The organism is Maricurvus nonylphenolicus (assembly GCF_042854845.1).
Taxonomy (GTDB): Bacteria; Pseudomonadota; Gammaproteobacteria; order Pseudomonadales; family Cellvibrionaceae; genus Maricurvus; species Maricurvus nonylphenolicus.
Map to the genome: position 1 here is coordinate 3,924,179 of NZ_AP031498.1, position 25,367 is coordinate 3,949,545.

Annotated in this window: 26 protein-coding genes; 22 read left to right on the plus strand and 4 right to left on the minus strand. The window is 50.9% G+C overall.

The features are described 5' to 3' along the window. Positions 1-36 precede the first annotated feature (36 nt). The 3 genes from wrbA (at position 37) to sppA (ending at position 2,949) form a co-directional block, all read left to right on the plus strand. Positions 37-633 (plus strand): NAD(P)H:quinone oxidoreductase, encoded by a 597-nt coding sequence (wrbA, locus tag ACGHZ6_RS17000; protein ID WP_390615195.1) that lies wholly within the window; start codon positions 37-39, stop codon positions 631-633. 1 nt (position 634) lies between these two features. After that, positions 635-1,024: a DUF2069 domain-containing protein gene (locus ACGHZ6_RS17005; protein ID WP_390615196.1), complete on the plus strand. Its 390-nt coding sequence runs from the start codon at positions 635-637 to the stop codon at positions 1,022-1,024. Positions 1,025-1,095: 71 nt separating this feature from the next. Beyond that, positions 1,096-2,949, plus strand: coding sequence for a signal peptide peptidase SppA (gene sppA, locus ACGHZ6_RS17010; protein WP_390615197.1), 1,854 nt, complete (start codon positions 1,096-1,098; stop codon positions 2,947-2,949). Positions 2,950-3,140: 191 nt separating this feature from the next. Here sppA and hda read toward each other — a convergent pair whose 3' ends face one another. After that, entirely contained in the window at positions 3,141-3,857 is a 717-nt protein-coding gene (gene hda / locus ACGHZ6_RS17015; RefSeq protein ID WP_390615198.1) for a DnaA regulatory inactivator Hda, read from the minus strand. 113 nt (positions 3,858-3,970) lie between these two features. Continuing rightward, on the minus strand, positions 3,971-5,203 hold the full coding sequence (locus ACGHZ6_RS17020) for a DUF2066 domain-containing protein (RefSeq protein WP_390615199.1): 1,233 nt from the start codon (positions 5,201-5,203) through the stop codon (positions 3,971-3,973). A gap of 201 nt (positions 5,204-5,404) precedes the next feature. On the opposite strand from ACGHZ6_RS17020, the gene purM reads away from it, so the two are divergent. From purM to ACGHZ6_RS17050, 6 genes are all read left to right on the plus strand, one after another. Then, positions 5,405-6,451 carry a phosphoribosylformylglycinamidine cyclo-ligase gene (purM, locus tag ACGHZ6_RS17025; protein ID WP_390615200.1) on the plus strand — a complete coding sequence of 349 codons (1,047 nt, stop codon included), beginning with the start codon at positions 5,405-5,407 and terminating at the stop codon, positions 6,449-6,451. 26 nt (positions 6,452-6,477) lie between these two features. Further along, entirely contained in the window at positions 6,478-7,134 is a 657-nt protein-coding gene (gene purN / locus ACGHZ6_RS17030) for a phosphoribosylglycinamide formyltransferase (RefSeq protein WP_390619178.1), read from the plus strand. 86 nt (positions 7,135-7,220) lie between these two features. Continuing rightward, complete coding sequence (locus tag ACGHZ6_RS17035) at positions 7,221-7,961, plus strand: DUF3108 domain-containing protein (RefSeq protein WP_390615201.1); 741 nt, start codon at positions 7,221-7,223, stop codon at positions 7,959-7,961. 56 nt (positions 7,962-8,017) lie between these two features. Beyond that, positions 8,018-8,527, plus strand: coding sequence for a peptidylprolyl isomerase (locus tag ACGHZ6_RS17040; RefSeq protein ID WP_390615202.1), 510 nt, complete (start codon positions 8,018-8,020; stop codon positions 8,525-8,527). Positions 8,528-8,739: 212 nt separating this feature from the next. Further along, the gene (locus tag ACGHZ6_RS17045; RefSeq protein ID WP_390615203.1) at positions 8,740-9,192 is read left to right on the plus strand and encodes a bacteriohemerythrin; all 453 of its coding nucleotides are present in this window, start codon (positions 8,740-8,742) and stop codon (positions 9,190-9,192) included. A gap of 34 nt (positions 9,193-9,226) precedes the next feature. Beyond that, complete coding sequence (locus ACGHZ6_RS17050) at positions 9,227-9,700, plus strand: bacteriohemerythrin (protein WP_390615205.1); 474 nt, start codon at positions 9,227-9,229, stop codon at positions 9,698-9,700. Positions 9,701-9,733: 33 nt separating this feature from the next. Here ACGHZ6_RS17050 and ACGHZ6_RS17055 read toward each other — a convergent pair whose 3' ends face one another. Further along, a complete protein-coding gene (locus ACGHZ6_RS17055; RefSeq protein ID WP_390615206.1) occupies positions 9,734-10,393 on the minus strand; it encodes an NAD(P)H-binding protein in 660 nt (219 codons plus the stop codon). 183 nt (positions 10,394-10,576) lie between these two features. Here ACGHZ6_RS17055 and ACGHZ6_RS17060 point away from each other — a divergent pair, with 183 nt between their 5' ends. Next, positions 10,577-12,841, plus strand: coding sequence for a putative bifunctional diguanylate cyclase/phosphodiesterase (locus ACGHZ6_RS17060; RefSeq protein WP_390615207.1), 2,265 nt, complete (start codon positions 10,577-10,579; stop codon positions 12,839-12,841). A gap of 35 nt (positions 12,842-12,876) precedes the next feature. After that, a complete protein-coding gene (locus ACGHZ6_RS17065; protein ID WP_390615208.1) occupies positions 12,877-14,484 on the plus strand; it encodes a methyl-accepting chemotaxis protein in 1,608 nt (535 codons plus the stop codon). Positions 14,485-14,572: 88 nt separating this feature from the next. Here the strand turns inward: ACGHZ6_RS17065 and ACGHZ6_RS17070 are convergent, their stop codons facing one another. Next, complete coding sequence (locus tag ACGHZ6_RS17070) at positions 14,573-15,016, minus strand: DUF805 domain-containing protein (RefSeq protein ID WP_390615209.1); 444 nt, start codon at positions 15,014-15,016, stop codon at positions 14,573-14,575. 305 nt (positions 15,017-15,321) lie between these two features. On the opposite strand from ACGHZ6_RS17070, the gene ACGHZ6_RS17075 reads away from it, so the two are divergent. From ACGHZ6_RS17075 to ACGHZ6_RS17125, 11 genes are all read left to right on the plus strand, one after another. Beyond that, positions 15,322-17,733: a TonB-dependent receptor gene (locus ACGHZ6_RS17075; RefSeq protein WP_390615210.1), complete on the plus strand. Its 2,412-nt coding sequence runs from the start codon at positions 15,322-15,324 to the stop codon at positions 17,731-17,733. A 72-nt stretch (positions 17,734-17,805) separates the two neighbouring features. After that, a complete protein-coding gene (locus ACGHZ6_RS17080) occupies positions 17,806-18,291 on the plus strand; it encodes a hypothetical protein (RefSeq protein WP_390615211.1) in 486 nt (161 codons plus the stop codon). Positions 18,292-18,339: 48 nt separating this feature from the next. Beyond that, on the plus strand, positions 18,340-19,179 hold the full coding sequence (locus ACGHZ6_RS17085) for an SDR family NAD(P)-dependent oxidoreductase (protein ID WP_390615212.1): 840 nt from the start codon (positions 18,340-18,342) through the stop codon (positions 19,177-19,179). A gap of 62 nt (positions 19,180-19,241) precedes the next feature. Further along, positions 19,242-20,279: an AraC family transcriptional regulator ligand-binding domain-containing protein gene (locus tag ACGHZ6_RS17090; protein WP_390615213.1), complete on the plus strand. Its 1,038-nt coding sequence runs from the start codon at positions 19,242-19,244 to the stop codon at positions 20,277-20,279. A gap of 92 nt (positions 20,280-20,371) precedes the next feature. Then, positions 20,372-21,748: a flavin-containing monooxygenase gene (locus ACGHZ6_RS17095; protein ID WP_390615214.1), complete on the plus strand. Its 1,377-nt coding sequence runs from the start codon at positions 20,372-20,374 to the stop codon at positions 21,746-21,748. Continuing rightward, entirely contained in the window at positions 21,748-22,665 is a 918-nt protein-coding gene (locus ACGHZ6_RS17100) for an alpha/beta fold hydrolase (RefSeq protein ID WP_390615215.1), read from the plus strand. Before ACGHZ6_RS17095 ends, ACGHZ6_RS17100 begins: the two co-directional genes overlap by 1 nt. Positions 22,666-22,710: 45 nt before the next feature. After that, positions 22,711-23,340 carry a DUF1214 domain-containing protein gene (locus ACGHZ6_RS17105; protein WP_390615216.1) on the plus strand — a complete coding sequence of 210 codons (630 nt, stop codon included), beginning with the start codon at positions 22,711-22,713 and terminating at the stop codon, positions 23,338-23,340. Continuing rightward, positions 23,337-23,876, plus strand: a complete 540-nt coding sequence (locus ACGHZ6_RS17110; RefSeq protein ID WP_390615218.1) for a DUF1254 domain-containing protein — start codon at positions 23,337-23,339, stop codon at positions 23,874-23,876. The genes ACGHZ6_RS17105 and ACGHZ6_RS17110 overlap by 4 nt, the downstream gene beginning before the upstream one ends. A gap of 20 nt (positions 23,877-23,896) precedes the next feature. Further along, on the plus strand, positions 23,897-24,253 hold the full coding sequence (locus tag ACGHZ6_RS17115) for a hypothetical protein (RefSeq protein WP_390615219.1): 357 nt from the start codon (positions 23,897-23,899) through the stop codon (positions 24,251-24,253). 2 nt (positions 24,254-24,255) lie between these two features. Further along, positions 24,256-24,687: a hypothetical protein gene (locus ACGHZ6_RS17120; RefSeq protein WP_390615220.1), complete on the plus strand. Its 432-nt coding sequence runs from the start codon at positions 24,256-24,258 to the stop codon at positions 24,685-24,687. A 457-nt stretch (positions 24,688-25,144) separates the two neighbouring features. Then, a complete protein-coding gene (locus ACGHZ6_RS17125) occupies positions 25,145-25,324 on the plus strand; it encodes a 2TM domain-containing protein (protein ID WP_390615221.1) in 180 nt (59 codons plus the stop codon). Positions 25,325-25,367: the final 43 nt, after the last annotated feature.

Sequence of the window (25,367 nt, forward strand, 5' to 3'; positions counted from 1 at the left end):
CACTGATTTAAGTCTTAGTAAGAGAGCGACGCATCTATGCCATATATCCTGGTTCTCTATTATAGCCGTACCGGATCTACCCTCAGTATGGCTCAATCCATCGCCCGTGGTGTCGAGCAGGTCACAGGGATTGAAGCCCGGGTTCGCACTGTACCCAGCGTATCCCCCACCAGCGAGCAGACCGAACCGGAGATTCCAGAAGACGGGGCCATTTACTGTGAGCTTGAAGATCTTCAGCACTGTAGCGGCCTTATCATTGGTAGCCCCACGCGCTTTGGCAATATGGCAGCGCCTCTCAAGCATTTTCTCGACAGTACCAGCAGCCTGTGGCTTAACGGTAACCTGATCAACAAACCGGCAGCGGTGTTTACCTCCACGTCCAGCCTGCATGGCGGCCAGGAGGCTACGCTGCTGTCCATGATGATTCCCCTGCTGCACCACGGTATGGTGTTAACCGGCCTGCCCTACAGTGAACAGGCCCTGATGCGCACCCAATCCGGCGGCACCCCCTATGGGGCATCCCACCATGCCGGTGACAATCACGCGCCATTGACGGAAGACGAACAGCAACTGTGCCAGGCACTCGGTAAGCGAGTAGCCAACCTGGCCCTTAAACTCAATAAAGACAACTAATATGAGCAGCGCAACAGAATTATCCCCCGACGCGATCAATAAACGCGTGAAGATTGCCCGCCTGATTACCCTGCACGCTTACGGTGCCCTGTTGGCGTTCTACGGCATATTTAACTATTTGAGTGAAACCGGTGATATGCGCTGGTGGCTGATTCAAAGTGTGCCACTGCTGATTTTTATTCCCGGTCTGAAGGGCCATCACTACAAAACCTACAGCTGGCTGTGTTTTGTTACCCTGATTTATTTCACCGCCCTGGTGCCACTGGTGATGTCCGATGCGGCTAGCGGATGGCATTGGCTACAATTGGTGCTGGTTGTTATCCTGTTTAACAGCGCCATGATGACCAGTCGCTGGCGCCAGCGTCAGATGATCAACGAGCAAGAAACCTAACAGCTTAGCCAACGTTTTTAGCCACCATGTTTTTAGCCATTATTGGTAATTGGTAGAAGGATTCACCACCTATGTCAGAACAAAAGAAACCTGGTTTTATTCGCCGTACGTTTGGCTTTGTCTGGAGCTTGCTCACCTGGCTTCGCACCACAACGTTCAACCTGCTTTTTTTGGTCATTATTCTGGCCATCATTGTGTCTCTATCCGACGAAGACACCGCTGTGATGCCAGACAGCACCGCACTGCGTATTGCACCCAGCGGCTTTTTAGTGGATCAACGCAGCTACGTTGACCCCATGACGCAATTTCTGGAGCAGAGCAGCCCGGAAGATGCCGAAACCCTGGTACGCGACCTGACCACCAGCCTCACCCGTGCCGCCGAAGACAAACGTATTACCGCACTGGTACTGGACCTGAGTAACCTCTACGGTGGCGGCATCAGTAAACTGGAAGAAATCGGTCAGGCCCTGCAAACCTTCAAAGCCAGCGGTAAACAAATCTATGCGGTCAGCGACAACTACTCCCAGGATCAGTATTACCTGGCCAGCTACGCCGATACCATTTACCTCAACCCCATGGGTGCCGTGCTGCTAACCGGATACGGCAGCTACCGTAACTATTTCAAAAGCGCGTTGGACAAGCTGGATATGAACTTCCACGTCTTCCGTGTTGGTGAATATAAAGATGCTGTTGAGCCTTTCCTGCAGGATCATATGTCGGATGCCTCGCGAGAGCACAATCAACTGTGGCTGACCGATCTGTGGCAAACCTACCATGAGCAGGTTGAACAGCAGCGCGGCCTGACACCAGATACCCTTAACGATTACATCAACAACCTTGATCAGCATATGGCCGCCAATGCCGGCGACAGTGCCACCCTGGCCAAGACCAAAGGTTTGGTGGATGAACTGGCCAGCCGCCATAGGATTAATCAACACCTGCGTGAAGCCCTGGGTGAGGACGACAACGGCGGTTATGACGCTATCGACTACTGGGACTACCTGGATTTTACCGATCGCGAGCAACCACAAAGCGCCGATACCATCGGTCTGCTGATTGCCAAAGGGGCAATCCTTGATGGCCAGCAACCCGAAGGTACTATCGGTGGCGATACCCTGGCAGCACTGATTGAAGATGCGCGAGAAGACTCGGACATCAAAGCGCTGGTAATTCGCGTTGATAGCCCGGGCGGCAGCGCTTTTGCCTCAGAGGTTATTCGTGAGCAACTGAATGTAACCCGTGAAGCCGGCATCCCCATTGTGGTATCCATGGGTAGCGTGGCTGCATCCGGCGGCTACTGGATTGCCATGGGCGCCGATGAAGTTTGGGCCACCCCTACCACCATCACCGGATCGATTGGTGTCTTCAGTGCTTTCCCAACCGTGGAAAACACCCTGGGACGCCTGGGCATCAGTACCGATGGCGTAGGCACCACCAAACTGGCTGGCGCCCTGCGTATCGATCGCCCGCTGTCACCGCTGGCCAGTAATGTGCTGCAACAGAGTGTCGACAATATTTACCAGCGCTTCCTGACCATTGTGGCCGATGCTCGCCAGTCCACCCCTGAGCAAATTCACACGGTGGCTCAAGGCCGTGTATGGACAGGCACTGCTGCGCAGGAGCTGGGATTGGTAGACAACCTCGGCACACTGGAAGATGCCATTGCCGCCGCCGCGGCCAAAGCTGAGCTGACCGACTATCAGGTTGAAGAAGTTCGCAAAGCACTGACCCCAGGCGAGCAACTGTTGCTCGAACTGAGTGGTGGTATGGTGAGTATTGGCGAGAAGGTATCAGCAAGCTGGCAACTGCCCGCCTTTTGGCAGCAAGCTATTGCGCCTGTTCAGCAACAGCTGCAACTGTTGCAACAGATGAATGATCCGCAGGGTGTTTATGCCCAGTGCCTGGAGTGTGCCGGCGTACACTAAGCACTTCGCACAATGGGGTCTGACCCGCAGGGTCAGACCCCGGACCGGCACCACAGCACGAAGGGGTCCGACCCTACGGGTCGTACCCCGGCCATCTACAAGGTGCCATCTACAGAGGGTACCAATACTAAACAACGACCAAATAAAAACGGGGCCATAGGCCCCGTTTTTATTTGTGCAGAAGCAAAGGCTTAAAACCCAAGCACCTGCTTCACAAACGGAATCGTCAACCGCCGCTGCTCCGCCAGCGAAGCATCATCCAAACGATTGAGATAACAGAAAAGCTCATTCATATCCCGCGGCGCGCGGTGCAAAATAAATTGCACCACCTCATCACTCAGCTCCAGCCCTCGGGCACGAGCTCGCAATTGCAGCGCAGCTTTTTTCTCGTCATCCGACATGGGCTGCACCTGATAACCCAAACCTGAGTTCAAACGGGACTTAAGATCCGGCAGCTGTATCGATAATTCGTGCGGCCCCTGATCGGCAGCCATCAGCAGTCGACGACCACTGTCGCGCATGCGGTTAAAGAAATTAAACAGGGCTTGTTCCCAAGCGGGATTGCCCACTACAGCCTGCAAACCATCCAGACACACCAGATCCAACTGGTCCAAGCCTTCCAACAGATATTCCGGTGCAAAGCCCGCCATATCTTTCAGCGGCAAATATTGCACACTTAAACCAGACTGTTCGGCTGCGATGCAGGAAGCTTGTAACAGATGGGTAATACCAACACCGGCACCACCCCAAAGGAAAATAAACTGTTCACCAAAATCCGTCAGCTGCTGATTGAGAGCATGGACGATTTGCGCATTGGCAGAGCCTTCGGTGATATAAAAATTGGCAAAGGTAGCGTCATCGTTCAACGACACGCCTAAGGACAATTGCTGTGGTGAAGACTGACTCATGATTAACAGCAGCAGTAAAACACGGAACTCATAGATTTCAGGGGCGTAGCATAACGGCTTGCAGCCCTTAACAAAAGGCCACAGGCGGCTATTTATTACATTTCAGGGGCTATTTAATGTCCCCATACATATTTCAGTGGGTTATTCGGGCTACCCTGCGGACCAATCTGCCATTGAGGCACGGAAGGCGAAGGCACTGAACCGGGCAAACTTGCGATCGGCAAGGAAGTCGTCTCAGTTTGTGGCATCAATTTCTTATCCAGCGCCAAGGCATCCAACAGTAAAGAGACACTGCCTTCATTGTACAAATACAAACGCAGTAGGTTATCTGCCACCTGCTTGGGCTCGGCACGATCAATCATGGCCAGGCTTTCGAGATATTTCAGCGCCTGGAAGTAATCGGCAAAGTTATTCACACCCTGCAATTCCATCACAACCGCATCAGTGCCTCCCAGCTGTGGCACAATGCCATACAAACCCGCCAGATAATTAGCGACCTCACCCAGGCCTTCGTTGACCCAGGCAGCGGCTTCCAAACCACGGCTATCAAAGACTTCATTGCTGTCTTTATGTAATAACAACCAGGTTGAACGCCACTGCCCAGCTGAGGTTTGGGTAAAACGCCCCACCACCACAGCATCGGCCTGATAGCGGCTTGATGCCTGCAGAATGGCCTGCTGATCCAGGCTCCATAGCTGTTCGGCATCGATACTCATCTGGTCCTGTAAATCCAGCAGCGGCATCACCAGCGGCAAGCCTCGCACTTCGGCCACGGAATCTATCGCTTCCAGGACGTCAGGCTGCTCCACGGAAGACACCAAGCGGCGGCCCTCGACTGGATCGTCCTGTACCAGCCAAACCAGCAGGGAAGGACGGTTGGCTGGCCACACCGGCAAGCTCGCATCGCGCAATAATTGACCAATCGCCGAGGGGGAGTATTTAAGGATCAAACGGGAAGCCTGCACCTCAACCTCACCGAGCTGTAGTAACTCATCGGTTGATTCGTAGTGAAAAGCTTCCAACAGTTTCAGAGGCTTGGCCATGGCACCCTGGATACGCGGGATCTCCACCGCCGCCGGGACGCCGGATACACGCACAACGATTTCAGCCAAACCTTTACTGGCTGCCTCCCGGCGTGCAGTTTCACCCTGTGAGGCCACCAAAACCTCGGCTTGATACAGTGTGGTTACGACTTCTGCCCGCACGGAGGCAGTGCCTAATATCAGCACCAGCAATGCCGTGACGCCTGCCACACGCTTAACTGTTTTGCGTACTGACCTGGCTACATCTTTGGCAGCTATTTCGGCAGCTCTCTTGGCAGCTCTCTTGGCAACAAGACCTTGCAATGCCTTTCTCCTTAGGGGGCTCAACCACTCAATGAGCGAGCATTGTAACAGCCAAGCTGGCCCTGCAAAGCCCTACAACCTGATGGCAGGCGATTTTTCGTCAATCCGTGCGCCAGCTCTCCCTTAATAATCTGTTTAATAACATGCCGCTAAACTGGTAGAATACGCGCCCCTATAAATCTGTAGCTACCCGTGAGTGCCATGACCGAGAAACAATCCCTCAGCTATAAAGATGCAGGTGTCGATATCGATGCCGGTAATGCCCTGGTTGAACGCATTAAAGGCGTCGCCAAACGCACCAGTCGCCCCGGCGTCATGGCAGGTTTGGGCGGTTTTGGCGCCCTGTTTGAATTACCTACAGGCTATAAGAACCCTGTTCTGGTCAGCGGTACCGACGGTGTCGGCACCAAGCTGCGTCTGGCAATGGACCTGAACATGCACGACACCATCGGCATCGACCTGGTGGCCATGTGTGTAAATGACCTGGTGGTAGCTGGCGCTGAGCCGCTGTTCTTCCTCGATTACTATGCCACCGGCAAGCTCAACGTTGACGTTGCTGCCGATGTTGTTAGCGGTATTGGTACCGGCTGTGAGCAGTCCGGCTGTGCCCTGGTAGGCGGTGAAACCGCTGAAATGCCAGGCATGTACGAAGGTGAAGATTACGATCTGGCTGGTTTCTGTGTCGGCATTGCCGAAAAAGACGAGCTGATTGACGGCAGTAAAGTTGCCGACGGCGATGTACTGATTGGCCTGGCTTCCAGCGGCCCTCACTCCAATGGCTACTCTTTAATCCGTAAGATTATCGAAGTCAGCGGTGCCAAGCTGGACGACGATCTGGCTGGCCAGCCACTGGGCAAAGCCCTGCTGGAGCCTACCCGCATTTATGTGAAGTCCCTGCTGCGCCTGCTGAAAGAATCCCAGGTTAACGCCATGAGCCACATTACCGGTGGCGGCCTGCAGGAGAATATTCCTCGCGTTCTGCCTGATGACTGCAAAGCGGTTATCGACACCAGCGCCTGGACCTTCCCACCGGTATTCCAGTGGCTGCAAGAGCAAGGCAATGTCGAAGCCTATGAGATGTACCGCACCTTTAACTGTGGTGTAGGCATGATCATCGCCGTACCTGCCAGCGAGAAAGACAATGCCCTGGCTATCCTTAAAGATGCCGGTGAAGACGCCTTTGTTGTGGGCACCATTGCCAAGCTGCAAGGCGACGAAGAGCAAGTTGAGTTGCAAGGTCTGGCCTAAGCTTCATGGCTACTGATACAACAGACATGACAACCAACTGCAATGTGGTGGTGCTGATCTCCGGAAGCGGCACCAATCTGCAAGCCCTGATCGATAAAACCCAAAGCGGTGATCTGCCGATCACCATCAGCGCGGTTATCAGTAACCGCCCCGATGCCTATGGCCTGGAGCGCACTAAACAGGCGGGCATTCAAGCCGAAACGCTGGATCACAAGGCCTTCGATTCCCGTGAAAGCTTTGATCAGGCTCTGATGCAACTGATTGATGGCTTTAACCCGAACCTGGTGGTTCTGGCCGGCTTTATGCGTATTCTGACCCCGGAGTTTACCAACCACTACCTGGGCCGCATGCTGAATATCCACCCGTCCCTGCTGCCCAAGTACCAAGGCTTACACACTCACCAGCGCGCCCTGGATGCCGGTGATGAGCGCCACGGCGTGACTGTACACTTTGTCACAGCCGAGCTCGACGGTGGTCCCAATGCCATTCAAGCCGCCGTACCTGTACTGGCCGACGATGACGCCGACAGCCTGTCAGCCCGTGTTCAGGTTCAGGAACATATTATTTACCCATTGGCAGTACAATGGTTTGCCGAGGGACGCCTGAGTATGGCGGATGGTAAAACCTTATTGGATGGGGAACCCTTACCACCGAGTGGCCATCTAATAGACACAACCCAATAAAGTCAGTAATTTATAATCTGGTACAAGGAAGACCATTTAAGGAAGCACCGGAAACCGTGAAGCATGCCAAGGACAGCAAAATCTCTATGAACATAATACCGAAAAGCCTGATTAAAGTTGTCGCCTCCGCTAGCCTGCTGGCCACAACCCTGATAGCCAGCAGCCACAGCCTGGCCAGCCAGCCACTGCCCTTTGAAGCCGTTTACCAGGCTAACTACAGTGGTTTGAAAGTCACTGCCAAGCGCAGCCTGAAAAAGCTGCCCAATGGCAATCATGAGTTACGTTTTAGCGCTAAATCCTGGATTGCCTCGATCGAAGAATTCAGCCAGTTTCAGTGGAACGACAGCGGCCAGCTGGTACCCCAGCTGTACGAATACCACCGCACAGGCCTGGGCAAAGACCGCCACGCAGTGCTGACCTTTGACTGGCAAGAAGGCAAGGTCACCAACAATGTGCAGCAAAAGCCCTGGTCCATGGATGTCCCCCAGGCGACGCTGGATAAACTCAGCTACCAGTTACAGCTGCGCAACGACCTGCTCAATGCCAGCCCCGACCTGCAATACCAGGTGGCTGATGGAGGTCGCCTAAAAGATTACAGTTTTGAACTGATGGGTGAAGAAGTGTTGCAAACACCCATCGGTAAGGTAAATACCGTCAAGATCAAACGTATTCGCGCAGCCGATAAAAAGCGCATTACTTACCTTTGGTTAGCCCAGGACTGGAACTACCTGGTGGTACGTCTGCGTCAGCAGGAAAAGGATGGCAAGCACTACGAAATTAATCTGGCCCGCGCTGAGCTCGATGGCCAATCCTTACAGGGCAACTGATTCAGTGTCTCAGCCCCTATACTTTCTCTACGTGAGATCCTACCCGAGAAAAACCTATGAGCATTACTGCAAATAAAGTTGCCGTTATTAACTACACGCTGAAAAACGACGAAGGCAACATCCTCGACACTTCCGAAGGCCAGGAGCCTCTGGCTTACCTGCACGGCCATCAAAACCTGGTACCAGGACTGGAAAAAGAACTGGAAGGCAAAACCATTGGTGACAAACTGAGTGTTAGCGTTCCCTGTGAAGAAGGTTATGGCGAGAAGGATCCAGAGCTGATTCAAGCCCTGCCTCGTGATATGTTCGGCGGTGTCGACAATATTGAAGTCGGCATGGAATTCCACGCCCAAACTCAAAACGGCATGCAGGTCGTGGAAGTGATTGATGTGGAAGAAGACACCATCACCATTAATGGCAACCACCCACTGGCGGGTATGAACCTGAACTTCGATGTGGAAGTCCTTGAGATTCGCGACGCTACCGAAGAAGAACTACAGCACGGCCATGTACACGCCGCTGGCGGTTGTGGTGATGACAGCTGTAACGACGACAGTTGCTGCTAATCCCTAGCGATATCCCTTCAAAACGTTCCCGTCTAGCGGGAACGTTTACCCCTCCAGACACAGCCAAGCCTGGCGCCCAAAAACAAATAACGTAATACACGCAGCCTTTACCCCACACCCGCACGACAAACCTGCGTGCAATTGATCTATATCTAATACTCTCTGCTGAGCTTCTCCTACCATTTGCTGCAAATCGTAGATGGAGAATAACCATGACTCTGGAATGGAGCGCCGAACTGGAGATAGGTATTCCAGTTATCGACAGCCAGCACCAGCGTATTGTCGAATACATCAATAAAGTCGAGCTGGCCCACCAACACCACAGCCAAGAAGAGCTGTTATTGGTTCTCGATGAACTGGTGGATTACACCCTGTCGCACTTTGCCTTTGAAGAAACCCTGATGGAAGAAGCCGGGTACCCTTTTATCAAGGCCCATAAAAAAGTTCACGCACTGTTTACCCGCCGCATTGCCGGTTATCAACAGCGAGCCAAATCGGGTGAAGATGTTACCGAAGAGTTAACCCACACCTTAAAAGCCTGGCTGGTCAATCACATTAAACACGATGATCGTGATTACAGTGGTATAGTCAAAGAGAATATGAACGCCGCGACCAAACGTGCAAAAGCCAAGAAAGGCAGTTGGATGAGCCGTTTATTTGGCTAGTCGGAAATCAATCGGATGCGTAAAGGAATTCATTATGCCTAAAATGCTTTGGAGCCCGGAGTATGAATTGGGCCTTGAGGTCATCGACAATCAACACCACCGGATTGTGAATTACATCAACGATCTCTACGACGTTGCCGAGGAAAGCGCGAGCGAGGAACAGCTAAAGGAAGTGCTGAACAATTTGGTCGATTACACGCTATCTCACTTTGCTTTTGAAGAATCCCTGATGGAGGAAGCCCAGTATCCAGATCTTCAGGAACACCAACTGGTACACCAAAACTTCTCGCACTTAATCGAGGGGCTGCAACAGCGCTTCAATCAAGGTGAAGCCATTGCCCAGGAACTGGCCAGCCTGCTACAGGAGTGGCTGATCAAGCACATCATGACCGAAGATGTTGCCTATGTTGGTATTGTGAAGGAAAACCTGCTGGGGATTCCGCCGGAGAAACATCAGAGTTGGGTGCAGTCGCAACTGAAAAAGTACTTTCAGTACTATCATAATTAAAATCAGCACAACTAAATCGGCACAACTCAAGCCCTAGGAAAAAACCTGATCCAACACCAGACGCTCGAGGCCTTGCCCCTGGCAGCCACTGAGTTTGACCATTGTTGCCGCCACCTGCTCACCGCGAATCGGGCGATAGCGCCTTAAGCCCGGCAACAGGCACAGTGCGGGTAATAGCCAACTGCCAATCATTTCTCCCACCCGTAAATGATCGCGTGTGCCCAACAAGAGCGACGGCTGCAGAATACTGACACGGGGAAAACCGAGTTTCTCAATGGCTTGCTCCAGTTCGCCTTTCATCTTCATATAACCACTGGAACTCTGGACATTGGCTCCGGATGAGGACACCAGTAAATAGTGGCTGACACCCTGCTTGGCCGCCAATTGCGCCGCCCTGTATTGGTAATCGACATCAACGATGCGTTGAGCCTCCAGAGAGCCGGCTTGCTTGCGGGTAGTACCGAGACAGGAAAACAGAATATCGCCTTTAAACACGTCCGCAGTCTTTTCCAGCTGATCGAAATCCACCACCTGGTTACAAATCTTGTCGCTGCCATAGTCGACAGGACGTCGCGTGATGGCTATCACCTGCCCAATGTGTGGAGCTTGCGCCAGCTGCTCAACCAATGCGTTGCCCACCAGCCCGGTGGCGCCAATTACAATGGCGACTTTTCCCGCTACAGCCTCAGTCATTTATCGTCATCCAAACTACCAAAAAATTCGGCTTAGACTATAACAAAGACGGCCGCCCTACGCTTGGCCTGCTACGCCAACCTATGAACTATACTCTTGCTTAATTCAACTTATAAAACAGCCCTCGGGAACCAATCACGCTTGCGGGCATCTACATCTTGGCGCCTGCTGTTGGAATCGTTTATGCCCTATCGTTACCGTTTTATCCTCGCCTATGCCGCTATTCTGCTATTGGCAGTGCTGCTGTCGGGCTTTATTTATCTCAACGATCAGCGCCTGCAGACCACCTCCGATCATCTGTTTAACGAAACCCTGCCGCTGCTGCGTACCGTCAACCAACTGCGCAGCGCCAAAGTAGAACACGAACGTTTACTGTATGAATATTATGCAACGACTGACCGCCTGCGCCTGTTGCCCGCGATTCAGTCAGCTCAACAGCAAATGGCATCTCTGTTTCGGCAGCTGGAAGGTCAGCCTTTGGCCATGCTAGATGACAGCCTGCATACGATGGAGTCGATCAAACAAACGGCTCACAAGCTGGATCAAAACCTGATGAAAGACAGGGTTGATTGGGATTTAGCCAGAACCCATTTAATTGAGTTGAGCAGTGCCGGGCGTCGTATAGACCCTTACTTCGACAGTTTTGTCCGTGAAATTGAAGCCGAAGCCAAACTCGAGTCAGATGCCAGCCGCGCCGGCGGTAAACTCGGTGCTCAGTTGGTGATAGGTTTCTGTGTCGCCATTGTCACCATCGCCCTGTTTGTCGCCTTCTTTGTTAACCGCTATATCCGCGAAACCGCCGAGCGCAAACGCCTGGCGATGTTTGTAGAACGCAATCCCAGCCCGGTCATCAGCGCCGATGATCACGGCCGTATTCACTACCTCAACCCTGCGGCTAGCCAATTACTGAAAGACTTGCAGCTGGAATCCGAGCCAGAAAAGCTGATTCCCCAGGTACTGCAAGATGTGTGGCAGAGCGGCGGCCACACCGCCAGTGGCAATATTCAACTTAATGATATTGTGCTGGATTTTAACCTGTCGATTCTCAGGGATCTGGAACTGGCACATATTCACTTTAAGGATATTACCGAACAGCGCCAGGCCGAGCAGGCGTTACTCCATCAAGCCAAACACGATCTACTCACCCAACTGCCAAACCGTGGCCAGTTGGAAGTCTGGCTGGCGCAAAATACCCAGCACTCCAACAGTTTCCATTTGGTGCTGTTAAATCTACACCACTTCGAGCGTATTACCGCTACTTACGGCTATCAATATGGCGATATGCTGTTGTGCCACGCCTCAGAGCGTATCAACCAGCTGTTGCAAGACGCTGATCTTCCACGTCCCGGTTTGTGTCGCCTGGACGGTTCCAACTTTGCCTTTATGGTACCGGCATCCGGTCTGAGCAATACCCAGCAGCACCGCACCCAACAACTGGCACAGACACTGATCGACAGCTTCTCCGCACCTTTCTGCCTCAACGATAACGAGTTTTATCTGTCTCTGTGCATGGGGGTCAGTCACTACCCCAGCGATAGTGGTAATGTCGCCGGCCTGTTAAAAGCCGCCGATAGCGCATTAATGGAAAGCCGTCGCGAAGAAGGCAACAGCGTGCATTTTTACAACAGCCAGCTGCAGGGCATCCACGCCCAACACCTGAAGATAGAAACGGAACTGCGCCAGGCCATAAACAACAATGAACTGGAACTGTTTTATCAACCGAAAATGGACAGCCATAACGGTGAGATCCACAGCTGTGAATCCCTACTGCGCTGGCTAAACGATGAAGGCAGGCCACGTTACTCACCGGTCGAGTTTATTCCCGTCGCCGAGCAATCCGGTTTGATTATTCCCTTGGGCGAATGGGTATTGGAAACTGCTTTTGCCCAAGCCAACCACTGGCGCCAGCACCAGCCTATGGTCACCGCCATTAACCTGTCGCAACGGCAATTCCAGCATCACGATTTTCTGCCCCTGCTACAACGCCTGAAAGACAAATATCCAGGGATTGAGCCCTTTATCGAACTTGAGATCACCGAAAGTCTGTTAATGCAGGATGTCAGTTGCAGCATAAGTACCATGCAGGCCATTAAGGACATGGGCTTTGCCCTGTCCATCGATGATTTTGGCACCGGTTATTCATCACTGAGTTACCTGAAGGAATTCCCTATCGACAAGCTGAAAATTGACCGCAGCTTTGTGATGGATATGACGAATAATAAAGAAGATCAGATGTTGGTCGAAACTATTATACAACTGGCCCATTCATTGGGATTGGCGACGGTGGCTGAAGGCGTGGAGACACAGGATCAATTACAAGCCCTGCAATCCATTCACTGTGCCGAAATTCAAGGCTACTTGATCAGCCGCCCATTATCGGCCCAGGACTATGCTGAATTTATGGCCTCCTACTATCAGGGCCAACAATCACAACTGAAGCCAGTCTGAACACAATACAATTTATTTACACAGAGACATTGCTTATGGCCAAGTTCCTATCGTCGATCAGTGCCAAAATCTTTCTTGGCTATGCCACGGTACTCCTGGTGACCATCGTCACCACCGTTGCCATCAGCAATACCAACCGCCAGGTGCAGCAGGAAGTCTCGGCATTTGTTGAGCAGACCTTGCCGCAACTTGGCCAGTTACAGTCTTTGGCACAGACAGTTAAGGAACTCGAAATTGCCGCCTACTCTCTGTACGGCACCACCACTGATAGTGCTGCATTTAATCGCAGCTACCAGGCAGGCATGAGTAATATCCAATCCACGATTCAATCCCTGCGTTCCAGTGGTTTGGCCCTCGATGCCCTTAACAGTCAACAGCAGCAACTCGACAGCGCGCTGCAGGATATCAACCGCATTATGTCAGCGGGCTCCGTGGATTGGGATGCCGCACGCGATAGCCTGGCATCACTCTCTGGTAAAGCTGGCGATATTAACAAGGAGCTGCGTCGCCTGACCGCAAACGTTGAACAGAAAAGCCAGGCTAGCTCGAAAATGATGATTGACGATCTGTCCGGCGCGGCACTGCTTATTACCCTGATGATTGGCATTATTATTGTTGTTGCCGTAATTGCCTATGTGCTGGCTCGCCGCCAGGTAGCCGCGCCTATTCAGGCGCTGTCACACACCCTGCTGCAAGTTGCCGACAACCGCGACCTCACCATCCAGCTGCCTCGCAATACCAATGATGAAGTGGGCCAGTCCGCAGACAGCGTAAATGGCTTGCTAGCCAGTTTCCGCAACGGTCTTACCGAAGTGCTCGGCGCAATCGATGGTATCAGTCATTCTGTCACCACTCTGGGCAAAACCAGTTATGACTCCAGCCAGGCGGTTAACAATCTGAAAAGTTCGATCCATCAACTGGTCGGCCAAATGCAAAACCTGCAAACTGAAATTCAAAGCGGTACTGAGCGCTCCGTCATTGCTGCCGATATAGCCGAACGAGGCGCCAGCGAGGTAAAAGACGGTGAACAGCAAGTCACCAATACCTCTGACAGTATCGCTAAACTGGCCAGTGATCTGGAAACCACCGCTACTATGCTACTGAATCTGCGTTCATCCGGTGATCAGGTATCATCTGTCGTGGGCACCATTGCAGAGATTGCCGACCAGACCAACTTGCTTGCATTAAATGCCGCCATTGAAGCAGCCCGCGCGGGTGAATCGGGACGCGGTTTTGCCGTGGTAGCTGATGAAGTGCGTACCCTGGCCACTAAGACCCATCAATCCACGGTGGAGATTAATACCATCCTGGAAACCATCGTCAACTCCATTACCGCCGCTGTTGATACCATGACCAAAAACCAGGAGCAGGCGCAAACGTCGGTAACACTGGCTGAAGGCACCGTCTCCAGCCTGGCGGATATTCGCAATACCATTCTGGAATTAAGTGATGAATGTAAACAGGTAGCCGCCATGTCCAACTCGGCCCAACAGCAAGTCTCCAATGCCACCAGTGATGTGACCAACTTCCAGTTGATTGGCGATACAGTATCGGAAAATAGCGATAAGGTAGAGGTTGCTGCCGAGTCCTTAAGCCAACTGGCCAGCAACCTCAATCAGGAAGTGCGGCGCTTTAAACTATAAAAGCAAATCGGTTTAACCTTTTGGTTGCAGTCGAAACCACAACCAAAAGGTGTTCATTTTGGAAATTTTTAATCGCTGGCACCAATAGCTATAACATTTGATATTCGGGCAAGCCGAATTCGTTTTCGTCTTGATCGCCGCTTAAAAAACCACATTCAATCGTTATCCAGATGGGTCCTATAACAGGAATCAAACCCAAAAACAGGAACCAGGCTGAGCGTCCACGATCGTGCAGGCGCTTAACCAGAACAGCCCACCAGGCACCACCCGTTAGTGTACTCATCAGCGTCCAGAACTTTATTTGTGCCACGGCTGTTGGATCAGATATTTCAAATCCCAAAATAGTCATAAGCAGCAAGAAGTCTTCGACGTAGCCGTCCACCAACCAGATCTCTCCATCAAGCCATCCCATGCTGTAACAAAGCAGATTAATAACACTGCCCCAAAGTAAAAAGGGTATCACCCATTTCTTCCAATAAATTTCACGATTAATGCGGCCATGGGGTGAAAAATAAAGCTGCTGTGAGTACATCTCTAAGGTCTCCTCATCTATGGAGGAGGCACTATAGCCACTCGGTTTTTATCGCTCTAGCCTACAACAGCCGTTTGGCGCCAGATACCCAAAGATAGGCGCCCAAGAACCAATTCCAATCTCCCCTTACATTTCCTGCTGCTTTTCCCGCTGCCATTGGCGTAAAACCACCAATTGTTGGCGGTAGGTACCAATAGCGTATCGGGAGGGCTGGATACCATGAAAAAGTAGCACCAAAAGATATAGCTACATCCTTTATCAACACTATCAGCAATACAACAATAAGATGAGAGCTGGAGGAGAATATGAAAATGTTTGCCCACAGTGCCTTAGCACTGGCAATCACGACAGCAAGTTTAGCAATAGCCGAGGAAGCCGAAAATGAGAGCATTGGTAACGACAATCTGATTGAAGAAATTATTGTTACCGCACAAAAGCGGAAACAAAATGTTCTCGACGTGCCTATTTCAGTCGATGTTGTACAGGGTGAAGAAATTAGCGCCCTGGGTATAGGTGCATTGGATGAACTCTCCACCCTGGTACCTGGCCTGGTGGTTCAGGAAGGCGCGCAGTCTACCCGTGTGAGTATGCGCGGTATGGGTTCCGGCCCCAATGTGGGTTTTGAACAATCTGTCGGTATGTTTATTGATGGTATCTATAACGGTCGCGATCAGTTATTCCGCCAACCCCTTGTGGACGTCGCAGCCGTTGAGGTTATCAAGGGGCCACAGAGTTCACTGTTCGGTAAAAACACCACCGCCGGTGCCATCAGTATTACCACAGCCAAACCGGAAGATTTTTTTGAAGCACATTTAATTTCTGACTTCACTCCGGAATACAACCAATACAACACAGAAGCCGTTGTCTCTGGCCCCCTAACGGAAACCCTGCGCGGTCGCTTGGCGATCAAACAATCCGAATCCGACGGTTATATGGACAACAAGCTGCTTAACGAAGATGCCCCACGAGCGAATGATACCGTCGTGCGCTCCAGTCTGGTGTGGCTGCCATCCGACGATCTGGAAGTGATCGCCAAACTGGAAATCTCCGAGTTTGAAGATCAGGGGGCGCCAAACCGCCTGGATGATGCCGGTGAGTATTTACCGATTTATCAAGCGGCACAAAGTGATTTTTCAACCGGCGGTTACGATCGTTTCACCCAGCCGGAAACTTCCAAAACCCGCAGCAAGCTGGCGAGTGTAACGGCTAACTGGGATCTGGATGACTATACACTCACATCCGTTTCCGGCTGGTCCGAATACACCTATCGTACTGACCAGGATGTGGATTTCGGCCCACTGGAAGTCCTCAACCAAACACAAGTGCAGGATTACGAACAGTTCAGTCAGGAATTTCGTATTACCTCACCAGAAGGTGAAACCCTGGAATATATTGCCGGTGTGTTTTATCAACGCACCTGGTTAGATAATCAAGCACAGGTCAATCGCAATTATGATCCCGTGCTGGATCCCGCCGATGTCGCTCAGGTGGGTATCACCACAGGGGCGGCCTATATTTTCAGTCAGTGTGGTGCTCCTCCCAGCCCTTTAACGCCGGCTTATAACGCCTGTCGTATTGCCAACAGTGCGGCGGCCAACCAGGCCGGGCAGGATGCGGTCGATGCTTTTACCGCCCCCTATGCGACTCTCACTGACTTCTCTCAAAATTCAGAAAGCTGGGCTATCTTCGGCCAGGTCACCTGGAATATTGATGAAGACTGGAGCCTTACCGCGGGATTCCGTTATACCGAAGAACATAAAACAGCCCAGCGCACGCTGGTCTACAACGAATTCCAGTCTGATGACGCGCTGGGAACCTCCAGTGCCAACGCTAACAACATAATTGCCTTCAGTAACTTGTTGGGTGTTGAAGCCCATGAGATCAAAGACAAATACGAACCCGAAAGTCTATCCCCCTCATTGCACCTGCAATACCAATGGGATGACAACACCATGATCTACGCGTCTATCTCTCAGGGTTACAAATCCGGTGGTTTTAATGCGGTAGGCACCAGTGACACCAGCTTTGATTTTGAAGACGAAGAGGTGATTGGTTATGAACTGGGAGCCAAATCCAGTTTGTTAGGCGGACAAGCCACCGTTTCCGCAGCAGCCTTCTACAACCTGTACGATAACCTGCAGGTCAGTGCCTTTGAAGTGGGCAGCTTTGAAATTACCAACGCAGCCCAGGCCGTAACCCAGGGTATTGAGTTTAACGGCTCCTGGAATATCACCCCGGATCTGAAACTCAGCGGCGCGGCCACATGGCTCGAAGCCTATTACCGGGAGTTCGAAAATGCCTCCTGCACCCTGGATCAAATCAACGCCCTGCCACAAGGCAGTAACTGTACCCAGGATCTATCCGGCGAAGATCTGGCCTATGCGCCTGAATGGAATATCAGCCTGGGGCTCGATCACCGTTACCGCCTCAATGAGGATATGGAGTTACTGAGCTATCTTGGCGCTGTCTATATTGATGATATGTACCTGACTCAGGATCAGGATGATTTCACCAAAGAAGAAGCCCATATTCTGGTCAATGCACGCTTGGGACTGGCTGCGGTGTCTGGCGGCTGGGAAGTATCCCTGCTCGGCAAGAATATTACCGACGAGGAGATGCGTGGCTTTGCCGATGATGTACCCGGTACCAGCGGTGGCCAGATTGCCTATGTGCTACCGCCACGCAGCGTGGCGATTCAGTTTAAGCTGTTTTATTAAGGCGGAATCTCTCTCTGCCAACTCAACTGACGGGGGCTTTCGCCCCCTGATGTTTTAGACAGGTCAACCATTATGGACTTTCAACGTTATATCCCCAGACACTTATATTCTGAACAACGGTGGCATTCTGAACCGGGTGGGCCGACGGAGCGCTCAGAACGTTTTAACAGCTCTATTAAACCCTCTAGAGTTGATTTAGTGATGCTATGGGATATGGCGGAAAACCGCAGCCACTCTTACTGGTACTTTTTCACCATGGTGATACTCGGAGTTTGCGGTTTTATATTTACGGCAGGCAAGGATTTCTCTACTAGCGAGAAACTGATTGTGTGTACCTGTGTTTTGACCTTTTCGTACATTAACTTTTTTATGAACTATAAAGTCAGCCGCTTGCTTGACCGGATAAAAGTCGAACTGGAACTGTCCGCCGGACAGGGCGGTGTAGGCATTCAGGCTGATGTGGCTGACACCATTGGCCATAACCGAACGCTCTGGAGTGCGATCGTCTATTTTTGGACAAATGTGGTGATTGTCGGTGCCATTTTATTGCACTGGTAACAGAGAAACAGAATTACGTGAATTATCGATGTTGTATGGATTTGAATTATGAAGAAATTAGCAAATAGCGTTGCGCTGGTCACCGGTGCCGGATCGGGCATTGGCCGAGAACTGGCCCTGCAGCTGGCGAAAGCAAAAAGCCGACTGGTGCTATCGGATATCAACCCGGATAACCTGAACGAAACGCTGCGGCAATGCCAGAATCTCGGCGCCGAAGCTATCGGGCAAGTATCAGATGTGGCGAACCTGGAAGATATCCAGGTCTTGCATCAGCGTATTGAAACTGAGTTTGGCGTGCTGGACTTGTTGATCAACAACGCCGGTGTTGCCTTTCGCGGTGAAGTGGCCAATACCGAATACAAAGACTACGAATGGGTCATGGGTGTTAACTTTTGGGGTGTCGTTTATGGCTGCAAAGAACTTATGCCACTGCTAAAGAAAAGTAGCGACGCGCATATTGTTAACGTCTCCAGTGTTTTCGGTTTGATGGCATTGCCAACCCAATCGGCCTATAACGCGTCGAAATTCGCTGTTCGTGCTTTCACAGAATCCCTGCAACAAGAACTCAGTAATACCGATATCAATGTCAGCTGTGTATTGCCGGGTGGAATCAAAACCAACATCATCGGTAACGCTCGCGCATCAGAAAATAGCGACGTAAGTACAGAACTGATGGAGGCACAAAAGAAGGAGTTCGCCAAATCTTTAAAAACCACTCCAGAAGAAGCCGCGCGAGTGATTCTCGATGGAGTAAAGCGTAACCGCAAACGTATTCTGATCGGTTCCGATGCTATTAAGATAGATCGTTTAGTTAGATTGCTACCCTCCCTTTATACAAAAGTGGTAGAGCTTACCGTAAGTTTTAGCGAGAAACGGCTGGCCCGTTAAGGCACAGCCGCCCATCAGAAACAATGCTAGACTAGCATTATCAACGTTAGGCAGTGATTGTGATGAAAGACAGTGGTCCTGGTGTTTTAGCAAGTTGGCCGGGAGCGTTATATCGCTTTCTGGTCGCCCAGGGGCATGACGCCGACGCGCTATTTTCAAGTTGTGGCGTTGACCCCGAGTTATTAAATGATCTGACCAACCGCGTGCCGGCACTCAATGAAGTCCAGCTGTGGTTTAAAGCCGAAGAGTTGTTGGCTGACACCCAACATTTTGGTCTGTTAGTGCCACCCTACCTCTATCAAAACTCGTTCTACAGTTTATCTCTGGCGATGCAAAGTAGTGCCAACCTGAAGGAAGCACTGGACTGTATGGCCAGATGCCTGGACATGATCAACGAAGCCATTTTATTTCAATTGATCGAAGAGAAGGGTAAATACTATCTGCGTTATGAACTGCCCTGGGGTTTACGTACATTTGTCAGTAACAGTGAGGTGAATGCAGTATTTGCGACCCTGTATCACACCATTATGCAAAGTGTGGCCAATATTCGCCCCTCGGATGTACCACTGTTCTCGCGGGTGTATATGATGCAGAAAACTCCGCCCAACCCACAGTTCTATGAAGATTATTTTGGGACCGAGGTAGTGTTCGGGCATCAGTATGACCAGCTGCAAATTGAGGAAGAGATTCTGTTCTACGCCAACCCCGCTGCGAACAGTGAACTGGCGACACTCAATGAGCAAATGGCGAAAGATTATATATCGCGATCAACCCAGGACCCGCTGATCATTAAAGCAGGCGATATTTTGATGTCGAATTTACGCCAAGGCATTAATCCCCGACAGGAGAAACTGGCGTCAGATCTGCACATGAGTTTAAGGCAGTTACAGCGCAAGCTTAACGATGCAGGTGAAACCTACACCAATATTCTAAACCGTGTACGCCACGCCCTGGCCTGTGAAGCCTTGCGTACAACTAACCGTTCAATCTCCCAAATTGCTCAAGATGTAGGATTTTCAGACCAGAGCAACTTTACCAAATCATTCAAACGCTGGGAGTCACAGTCCCCGGCAGACTATCGCAAGCAGCACCAGGCGTGAAAGGCGTAATCCACCTAAAACTTGGCGCCGTCTAACCATATTGGCATTTAGCTGCTTGCTAGCATAAGGCTATGGAAGTAGGAGAAATGCATATGACGCACTGTATCATCGGGGCTGGTTTTTCCGGTCTCCCCATCGCCAAGCGGCTGCTGGAGCTGGGACAAGAGATCGAAGTGCTGGATCAAAACAGTGGCGTTGGTGGCCTGTGGCATACGGGTGTCTACCGTGATGCCCATTTAATTTCTTCGCGACTGTCCACACAGTTCCCGGACTTCCCCATGCCGGAATCCTACCCGGACTTTCCCAGCAAACAACAGATGCAACTGTATTTCAAACAGTATGCAGACCACTTTGGTATCACCCCGCATATCCGCTTTGAATCTCTGGTGACGGGAGTCACGCCACTCACCAATGGCAAGGAACCTTCGTTGTGGGAAGTCGAGCTAGCGAGCGGAGAAAAGCGCCGCTATAAAACCGTGACCATTGCCTCTGGACACAACTGGTCTCCCAATATTGTCAGACACCCCGGCCATTTTAATGGCGACATTATGCAATCCGACGAGTATTACGATGCCAGCAGTTTTAAAAACCGCCGGGTCTTAATTGTGGGTTATGGCAATACCGGTTGTGATCTGGCAGTAGATGCATCTCGCGAAGGGGCCTGCAGCGATATCAGCATGCGCAGCGGCAATTACTTCTTCCCCAAAATGTTTATGGGCATTCCAGTTTCTGATCTGCTGGCCAAGACACCGGTAAAAGCAGAATGGCTGGAGCGACTGGTTGCGCGTTTCATCAGTTATTTAGCGGTTGGGGATTTACGCCGTTACGGTATGCCCCGCCCTAGCCATAGAATTCTGGATCGTCACCCAATTGTTAACACCGATCTGGTTCACGCTATTCGACACGGCAAAATTAAACCCCGCGCGGATATTCAATGCTTTGAAGGCGACAAGGTCCGCTTTGTCGATGGCACCAGCGAAACTTACGATTTGGTGGTCTACTGCACGGGTTACAAGCTATCCCTGCCCATGCTCAGTAATAGCGACAACATACTGCCTGTAGATAATGAACACCCTAAACTTTTTTTGCGCACCATGTCCCCCGATTACCGCGGTATCTTTTTTGCCGGCATCGGCCAGGCCCGCACCGGCGGCGGCCCGCTGTATCAGGAAGGCGGCTACGCAATTGCGCGTTTGGCAGCCCTGGATGTCTCCTCAACCACGCCCATACAACAACAGCTATCCCAACACTGGATGGTTATGTACGCCGTTATGTTTATGGGACTGAAACTGGTTGAAGCCGCCGATCTGTCTTCCAAAAGCCTGCACTTTTATCTGCGCAATCTGAGAGATCTAAACCGTATTCTCAACCGCCTTGGTGCGCCAAAGCCACCAAGCGCCACCGGAAAAGCAAAGGATATGACGCCGGAATATATGCTCAATCACCCTCATACAGCCGGAGGACTGTAATGCACCATCAAATTGCTAATGTCAGCGGAATTCGTCTCGCCTACGAAACCTTTGGCGATAAAGACAACCCCGCGATCCTGCTTATCCACGGCTTGGGAACGCAAATGATTGGCTGGCCAGAAAGTCTGTGCCATCAACTGGCAGACCTGGGCTTTTACATCATTCGCTTCGACAATCGCGACGTTGGAAAATCTTCCAATCTTATCAGCCTGGGTAAACCCTCTCTGGTGCGTATTGGCATCGCTACCTCATTAGGTCGACCAGCCAATACGCCTTATACCGTTCGACATATGGCCCAAGACACTGTTGCCCTGATGGATTTTCTACAGGTCGATAAAGCCCATATCGTCGGTGCATCCATGGGCGGCATGATTGCCCAATGGATGGGGATAGCCTATCCACAACGGGTTGCCAGCCTAACCTTGATGATGACCTCTTCAGGCAGAAAAGGCTTGCCCGGCCCTAACCTTAAAGTCCGCATGGCGCTGCTAGGAAATCCATCACCCAGCGATCGACAAGCCTGCATTAATCAAGGCGTGAAAGTGTGGAAAAAACTGGCCGGAAAGTCTTACCCCTCAACCGAAGCGGAGGTCACCCACTTTGTCACGCGCAGTGTCGACCGTGGCTATAACCCGCTCGGCATCATGCGCCAGTTATCCGCCATTATGGCGGACTCTGAACGTTGTGCGCGCCTGCGGGAAATAGATCGTCCAACGCTGGTAATTCATGGCGATGACGATCCCATGCTGCCACTGCCCAACGGTATCGATTTGTGGCATCGGGTACCCAACGCCCAAATGGAAGTGATTGAAGGTTGGGGACATGATCTTCCTGTCGGGGTTATACCTCGTCTGGTTAATCTCATTTTTGAACATATCCGCGGTGAGACAAACAATCCGGTCGCTGCCGCCGTATAACCTCTTTAAACATAAAAACCATTAGTCGTAAACGAGCACAACTTGATGAAAAAAACATTACTTTCTATAGGACTGGGCTGGCTAGCCGGTAACGCGCTACTCATTGCCATTGGCTGGGGGCTTTACTTTACCACCTCCCTTTACTTACCTAGTGGCTGGAAAGTTAGCTACAACCTGGGTCGCTATGATGAAGCCGGCGGCGCCTTTGAAAAAACCCAGGTCGCTTTGATAGGACTGGGAGCACTGGTGGCGGAAGAGGCTCTGTATTACAACGCCTTCCGCGATGATCAAGACAATTTGTTGCGTGGTGAAAATGGTAATTACCGTTTGCACTTTGCTCCAGGCGAGTTACCTGACGTAGATGCCTTCTGGTCAATCACCATGTACGGCAAAGACAGCTTTCTGGTATGGAACCCTATAAACCGTTACGCCATTGGTAACCGCACCGAAGGCTTGCACTACAACGAGGATGGCTCTCTCGATATTTATATCTCTCATAAAGAACCCGCGGAAGGCATTTCTAACTGGCTGCCCGCACCCAAAGGCGAGTTTTCTATAACCCTGCGAGCTTACCTCCCTTCCGAGCAACTCTTGTCTGGAGCCTGGCTCCCCCCTGGAATTGAACGCTACGACAGCAACCACATCGCATCCCAACAGTTGAGTAAAGCACAATGATTAATAAACGTATTTTTTGGGCAACCGTTTTCTTTGTGTGGCTGGGAGGCTCCATTATCAGCGTTTTCTTTACCCCGGCACTAATTATGAAGGCTGTCGAGTTCAGGATGCATGAGGAAATCGGAGTTAACACTCTGATGCATAAATCCACTCTATCGACCTATGTCGACCGGGATGTTGTACGGCCGAACAATGACACCCTCTATTCCACCGCCTGGCTGGATCTAAGTGAAGGGCCATTAGTCCTGAAGCTGCCTGATATGGATGAGCGCTATTACTCATTTCAGTTTCTCAATACCGACACATCAGTATCCAATGTGATTGGCACCCGTACCACGGGTCAGCAGGCCATCGACATACTGCTTGTTGGCCCAGAATCACAAGCTTGCGTCAGTGAATTCAAGCATGTCGTTCGACTGCCAGAGAATAAAGCCTGGTTATTGGGACGAACACTGGTCGACGGCCCGACAGACTTGCTTAATGCAGTCTCCACCATGGAGCAGTATCAACTCTTATCACCTGCCACTTGCGGTTAACCCCCACTCGGAGCAATACCATGAAAAAGCTATCGATATTATTTTCAGCAATAACCCTATTGGTGTTATCCACCTCTGCATTTTCCACTGAGAAAATGGATGAGGTTATGAAAAAAATGACTGAAGCACTCTCCCTTACCGAGGCCCAACAGGAACCCGCCGAGAGAATCCTGACCGAGCACTTCAGCCAACTTGAAGCTATATCTCAATCCGATGCGGGAAAGTTTTCTAAAATGCGCTCTTTACGCAAGCTGACCAAGACCAAGGACCAGAAATTTGAAGAACTGCTTAGCGCCGAGCAATATAAAACCTACCTGGCACTGCAAGCTGAAAAGCGAGAGCAATTCAAAAATCACCGTAAACAAGCAGCGAATTAATCATGGGTAAATTTAAACTCTACCGTCGTCTAAACTGGAAAACATTGTGTGCAGTCACGGCCATTAAGATTATCAGCTTATGGGCTATTGCCCAATGGTCCTCTGCCGCCTCCACAGTTACCAGTGAACAGATTGATCTCTACTATCAGGATATGCAGCAAGCAGCGTCGCTGACAGACAACCAGGTGCTTGAGATAAAAACCCTTAATAAAGTTTACGGGGATAAGTTCAAACAATTATCTGAAGAAGAGGTGTCGCGCTGGAAAAAGATCCGTAAAGCCCGTTCCCTGAATAAAGAAAAGCAGAACCAAATCAAATCCTTGATGTCTGGCGAGCAATTCAAACAATATCTTAAATATGTCGATAGCGCCGGTAAGGCGCTGCTTAAAGATCTGAAAAAGCAGCACGATCAAGCGGTACCCGCCTCATCCTAAACATAACGTATTCGCTGACGGCAGGAACTCACCAAATTTGGGCACCAAAAACCAATTATCCCGGTGCTTGGCCAGGTAGACTTTACATCCCTTGTGAGCTCCTGCCATTAGCAGGCTATCATCTCTCTTTAGCTGGCAGTTTTGCCAGCTTTTTTTATTCTCTCTTATATTCCCCTTTGCGTGTAAAAACACCAATACTTGGCGCCACACACCAATATGGCATACCCGCATTGGTTTAATCTAAAGATTCCAGGATAGTTCCTGTTAATGTTGTTCCTGGACAACGTCTCTCCTTGGCCGGCTTTTAAAGCCGGCTTTTTTACGCTCTCTCTTTACCAATGCAAAACCTGGCTTTGGCGTAAAATCACCATAATTCGGCGATTTCCACCAATCTTCTCTCCCTTAAGGCCAGTAATCTGTAACCCTGAATAACACTCCCAAAGAAGAGGTAAACGTTATGTCTAATCGTGCGTTCATGTTTCATGCGTTGATCTACATCGTTATTACCGTTTTGCTGGTCGCGATCAATATGGCGACAAGCAGCCATGTCATTTGGTCTATATGGCCAGCACTGGGATGGGGGCTAGGTGTAGCATTTCATGGTTTCAGCCTGGTTATCTTCCAGGCTAAGAATTAAAACCGGATAAATACCGAAACAATAAGTTTCTTCAACCAGGTAG

Bases quoted from the DNA above. Each gene is read 5' to 3' on its own strand.
- wrbA (WP_390615195.1), top strand. From the start codon at position 37: ATGCCATATATCCTGGTTCTCTATTATAGCCGTACCGGATCTACCCTC.
- ACGHZ6_RS17005 (WP_390615196.1), top strand. From the start codon at position 635: ATGAGCAGCGCAACAGAATTATCCCCCGACGCGATCAATAAACGCGTG.
- sppA (WP_390615197.1), top strand. From the start codon at position 1,096: ATGTCAGAACAAAAGAAACCTGGTTTTATTCGCCGTACGTTTGGCTTT.
- hda (WP_390615198.1), bottom strand. From the start codon at position 3,857: ATGAGTCAGTCTTCACCACAGCAATTGTCCTTAGGCGTGTCGTTGAAC.
- purM (WP_390615200.1), top strand. From the start codon at position 5,405: ATGACCGAGAAACAATCCCTCAGCTATAAAGATGCAGGTGTCGATATC.
- purN (WP_390619178.1), top strand. From the start codon at position 6,478: ATGACAACCAACTGCAATGTGGTGGTGCTGATCTCCGGAAGCGGCACC.
- ACGHZ6_RS17035 (WP_390615201.1), top strand. From the start codon at position 7,221: ATGAACATAATACCGAAAAGCCTGATTAAAGTTGTCGCCTCCGCTAGC.
- ACGHZ6_RS17040 (WP_390615202.1), top strand. From the start codon at position 8,018: ATGAGCATTACTGCAAATAAAGTTGCCGTTATTAACTACACGCTGAAA.
- ACGHZ6_RS17045 (WP_390615203.1), top strand. From the start codon at position 8,740: ATGACTCTGGAATGGAGCGCCGAACTGGAGATAGGTATTCCAGTTATC.
- ACGHZ6_RS17050 (WP_390615205.1), top strand. From the start codon at position 9,227: ATGCCTAAAATGCTTTGGAGCCCGGAGTATGAATTGGGCCTTGAGGTC.
- ACGHZ6_RS17055 (WP_390615206.1), bottom strand. From the start codon at position 10,393: ATGACTGAGGCTGTAGCGGGAAAAGTCGCCATTGTAATTGGCGCCACC.
- ACGHZ6_RS17060 (WP_390615207.1), top strand. From the start codon at position 10,577: ATGCCCTATCGTTACCGTTTTATCCTCGCCTATGCCGCTATTCTGCTA.
- ACGHZ6_RS17065 (WP_390615208.1), top strand. From the start codon at position 12,877: ATGGCCAAGTTCCTATCGTCGATCAGTGCCAAAATCTTTCTTGGCTAT.
- ACGHZ6_RS17070 (WP_390615209.1), bottom strand. From the start codon at position 15,016: ATGTACTCACAGCAGCTTTATTTTTCACCCCATGGCCGCATTAATCGT.
- ACGHZ6_RS17075 (WP_390615210.1), top strand. From the start codon at position 15,322: ATGAAAATGTTTGCCCACAGTGCCTTAGCACTGGCAATCACGACAGCA.
- ACGHZ6_RS17080 (WP_390615211.1), top strand. From the start codon at position 17,806: ATGGACTTTCAACGTTATATCCCCAGACACTTATATTCTGAACAACGG.
- ACGHZ6_RS17085 (WP_390615212.1), top strand. From the start codon at position 18,340: ATGAAGAAATTAGCAAATAGCGTTGCGCTGGTCACCGGTGCCGGATCG.
- ACGHZ6_RS17090 (WP_390615213.1), top strand. From the start codon at position 19,242: ATGAAAGACAGTGGTCCTGGTGTTTTAGCAAGTTGGCCGGGAGCGTTA.
- ACGHZ6_RS17095 (WP_390615214.1), top strand. From the start codon at position 20,372: ATGACGCACTGTATCATCGGGGCTGGTTTTTCCGGTCTCCCCATCGCC.
- ACGHZ6_RS17100 (WP_390615215.1), top strand. From the start codon at position 21,748: ATGCACCATCAAATTGCTAATGTCAGCGGAATTCGTCTCGCCTACGAA.
- ACGHZ6_RS17105 (WP_390615216.1), top strand. From the start codon at position 22,711: ATGAAAAAAACATTACTTTCTATAGGACTGGGCTGGCTAGCCGGTAAC.
- ACGHZ6_RS17110 (WP_390615218.1), top strand. From the start codon at position 23,337: ATGATTAATAAACGTATTTTTTGGGCAACCGTTTTCTTTGTGTGGCTG.
- ACGHZ6_RS17115 (WP_390615219.1), top strand. From the start codon at position 23,897: ATGAAAAAGCTATCGATATTATTTTCAGCAATAACCCTATTGGTGTTA.
- ACGHZ6_RS17120 (WP_390615220.1), top strand. From the start codon at position 24,256: ATGGGTAAATTTAAACTCTACCGTCGTCTAAACTGGAAAACATTGTGT.
- ACGHZ6_RS17125 (WP_390615221.1), top strand. From the start codon at position 25,145: ATGTCTAATCGTGCGTTCATGTTTCATGCGTTGATCTACATCGTTATT.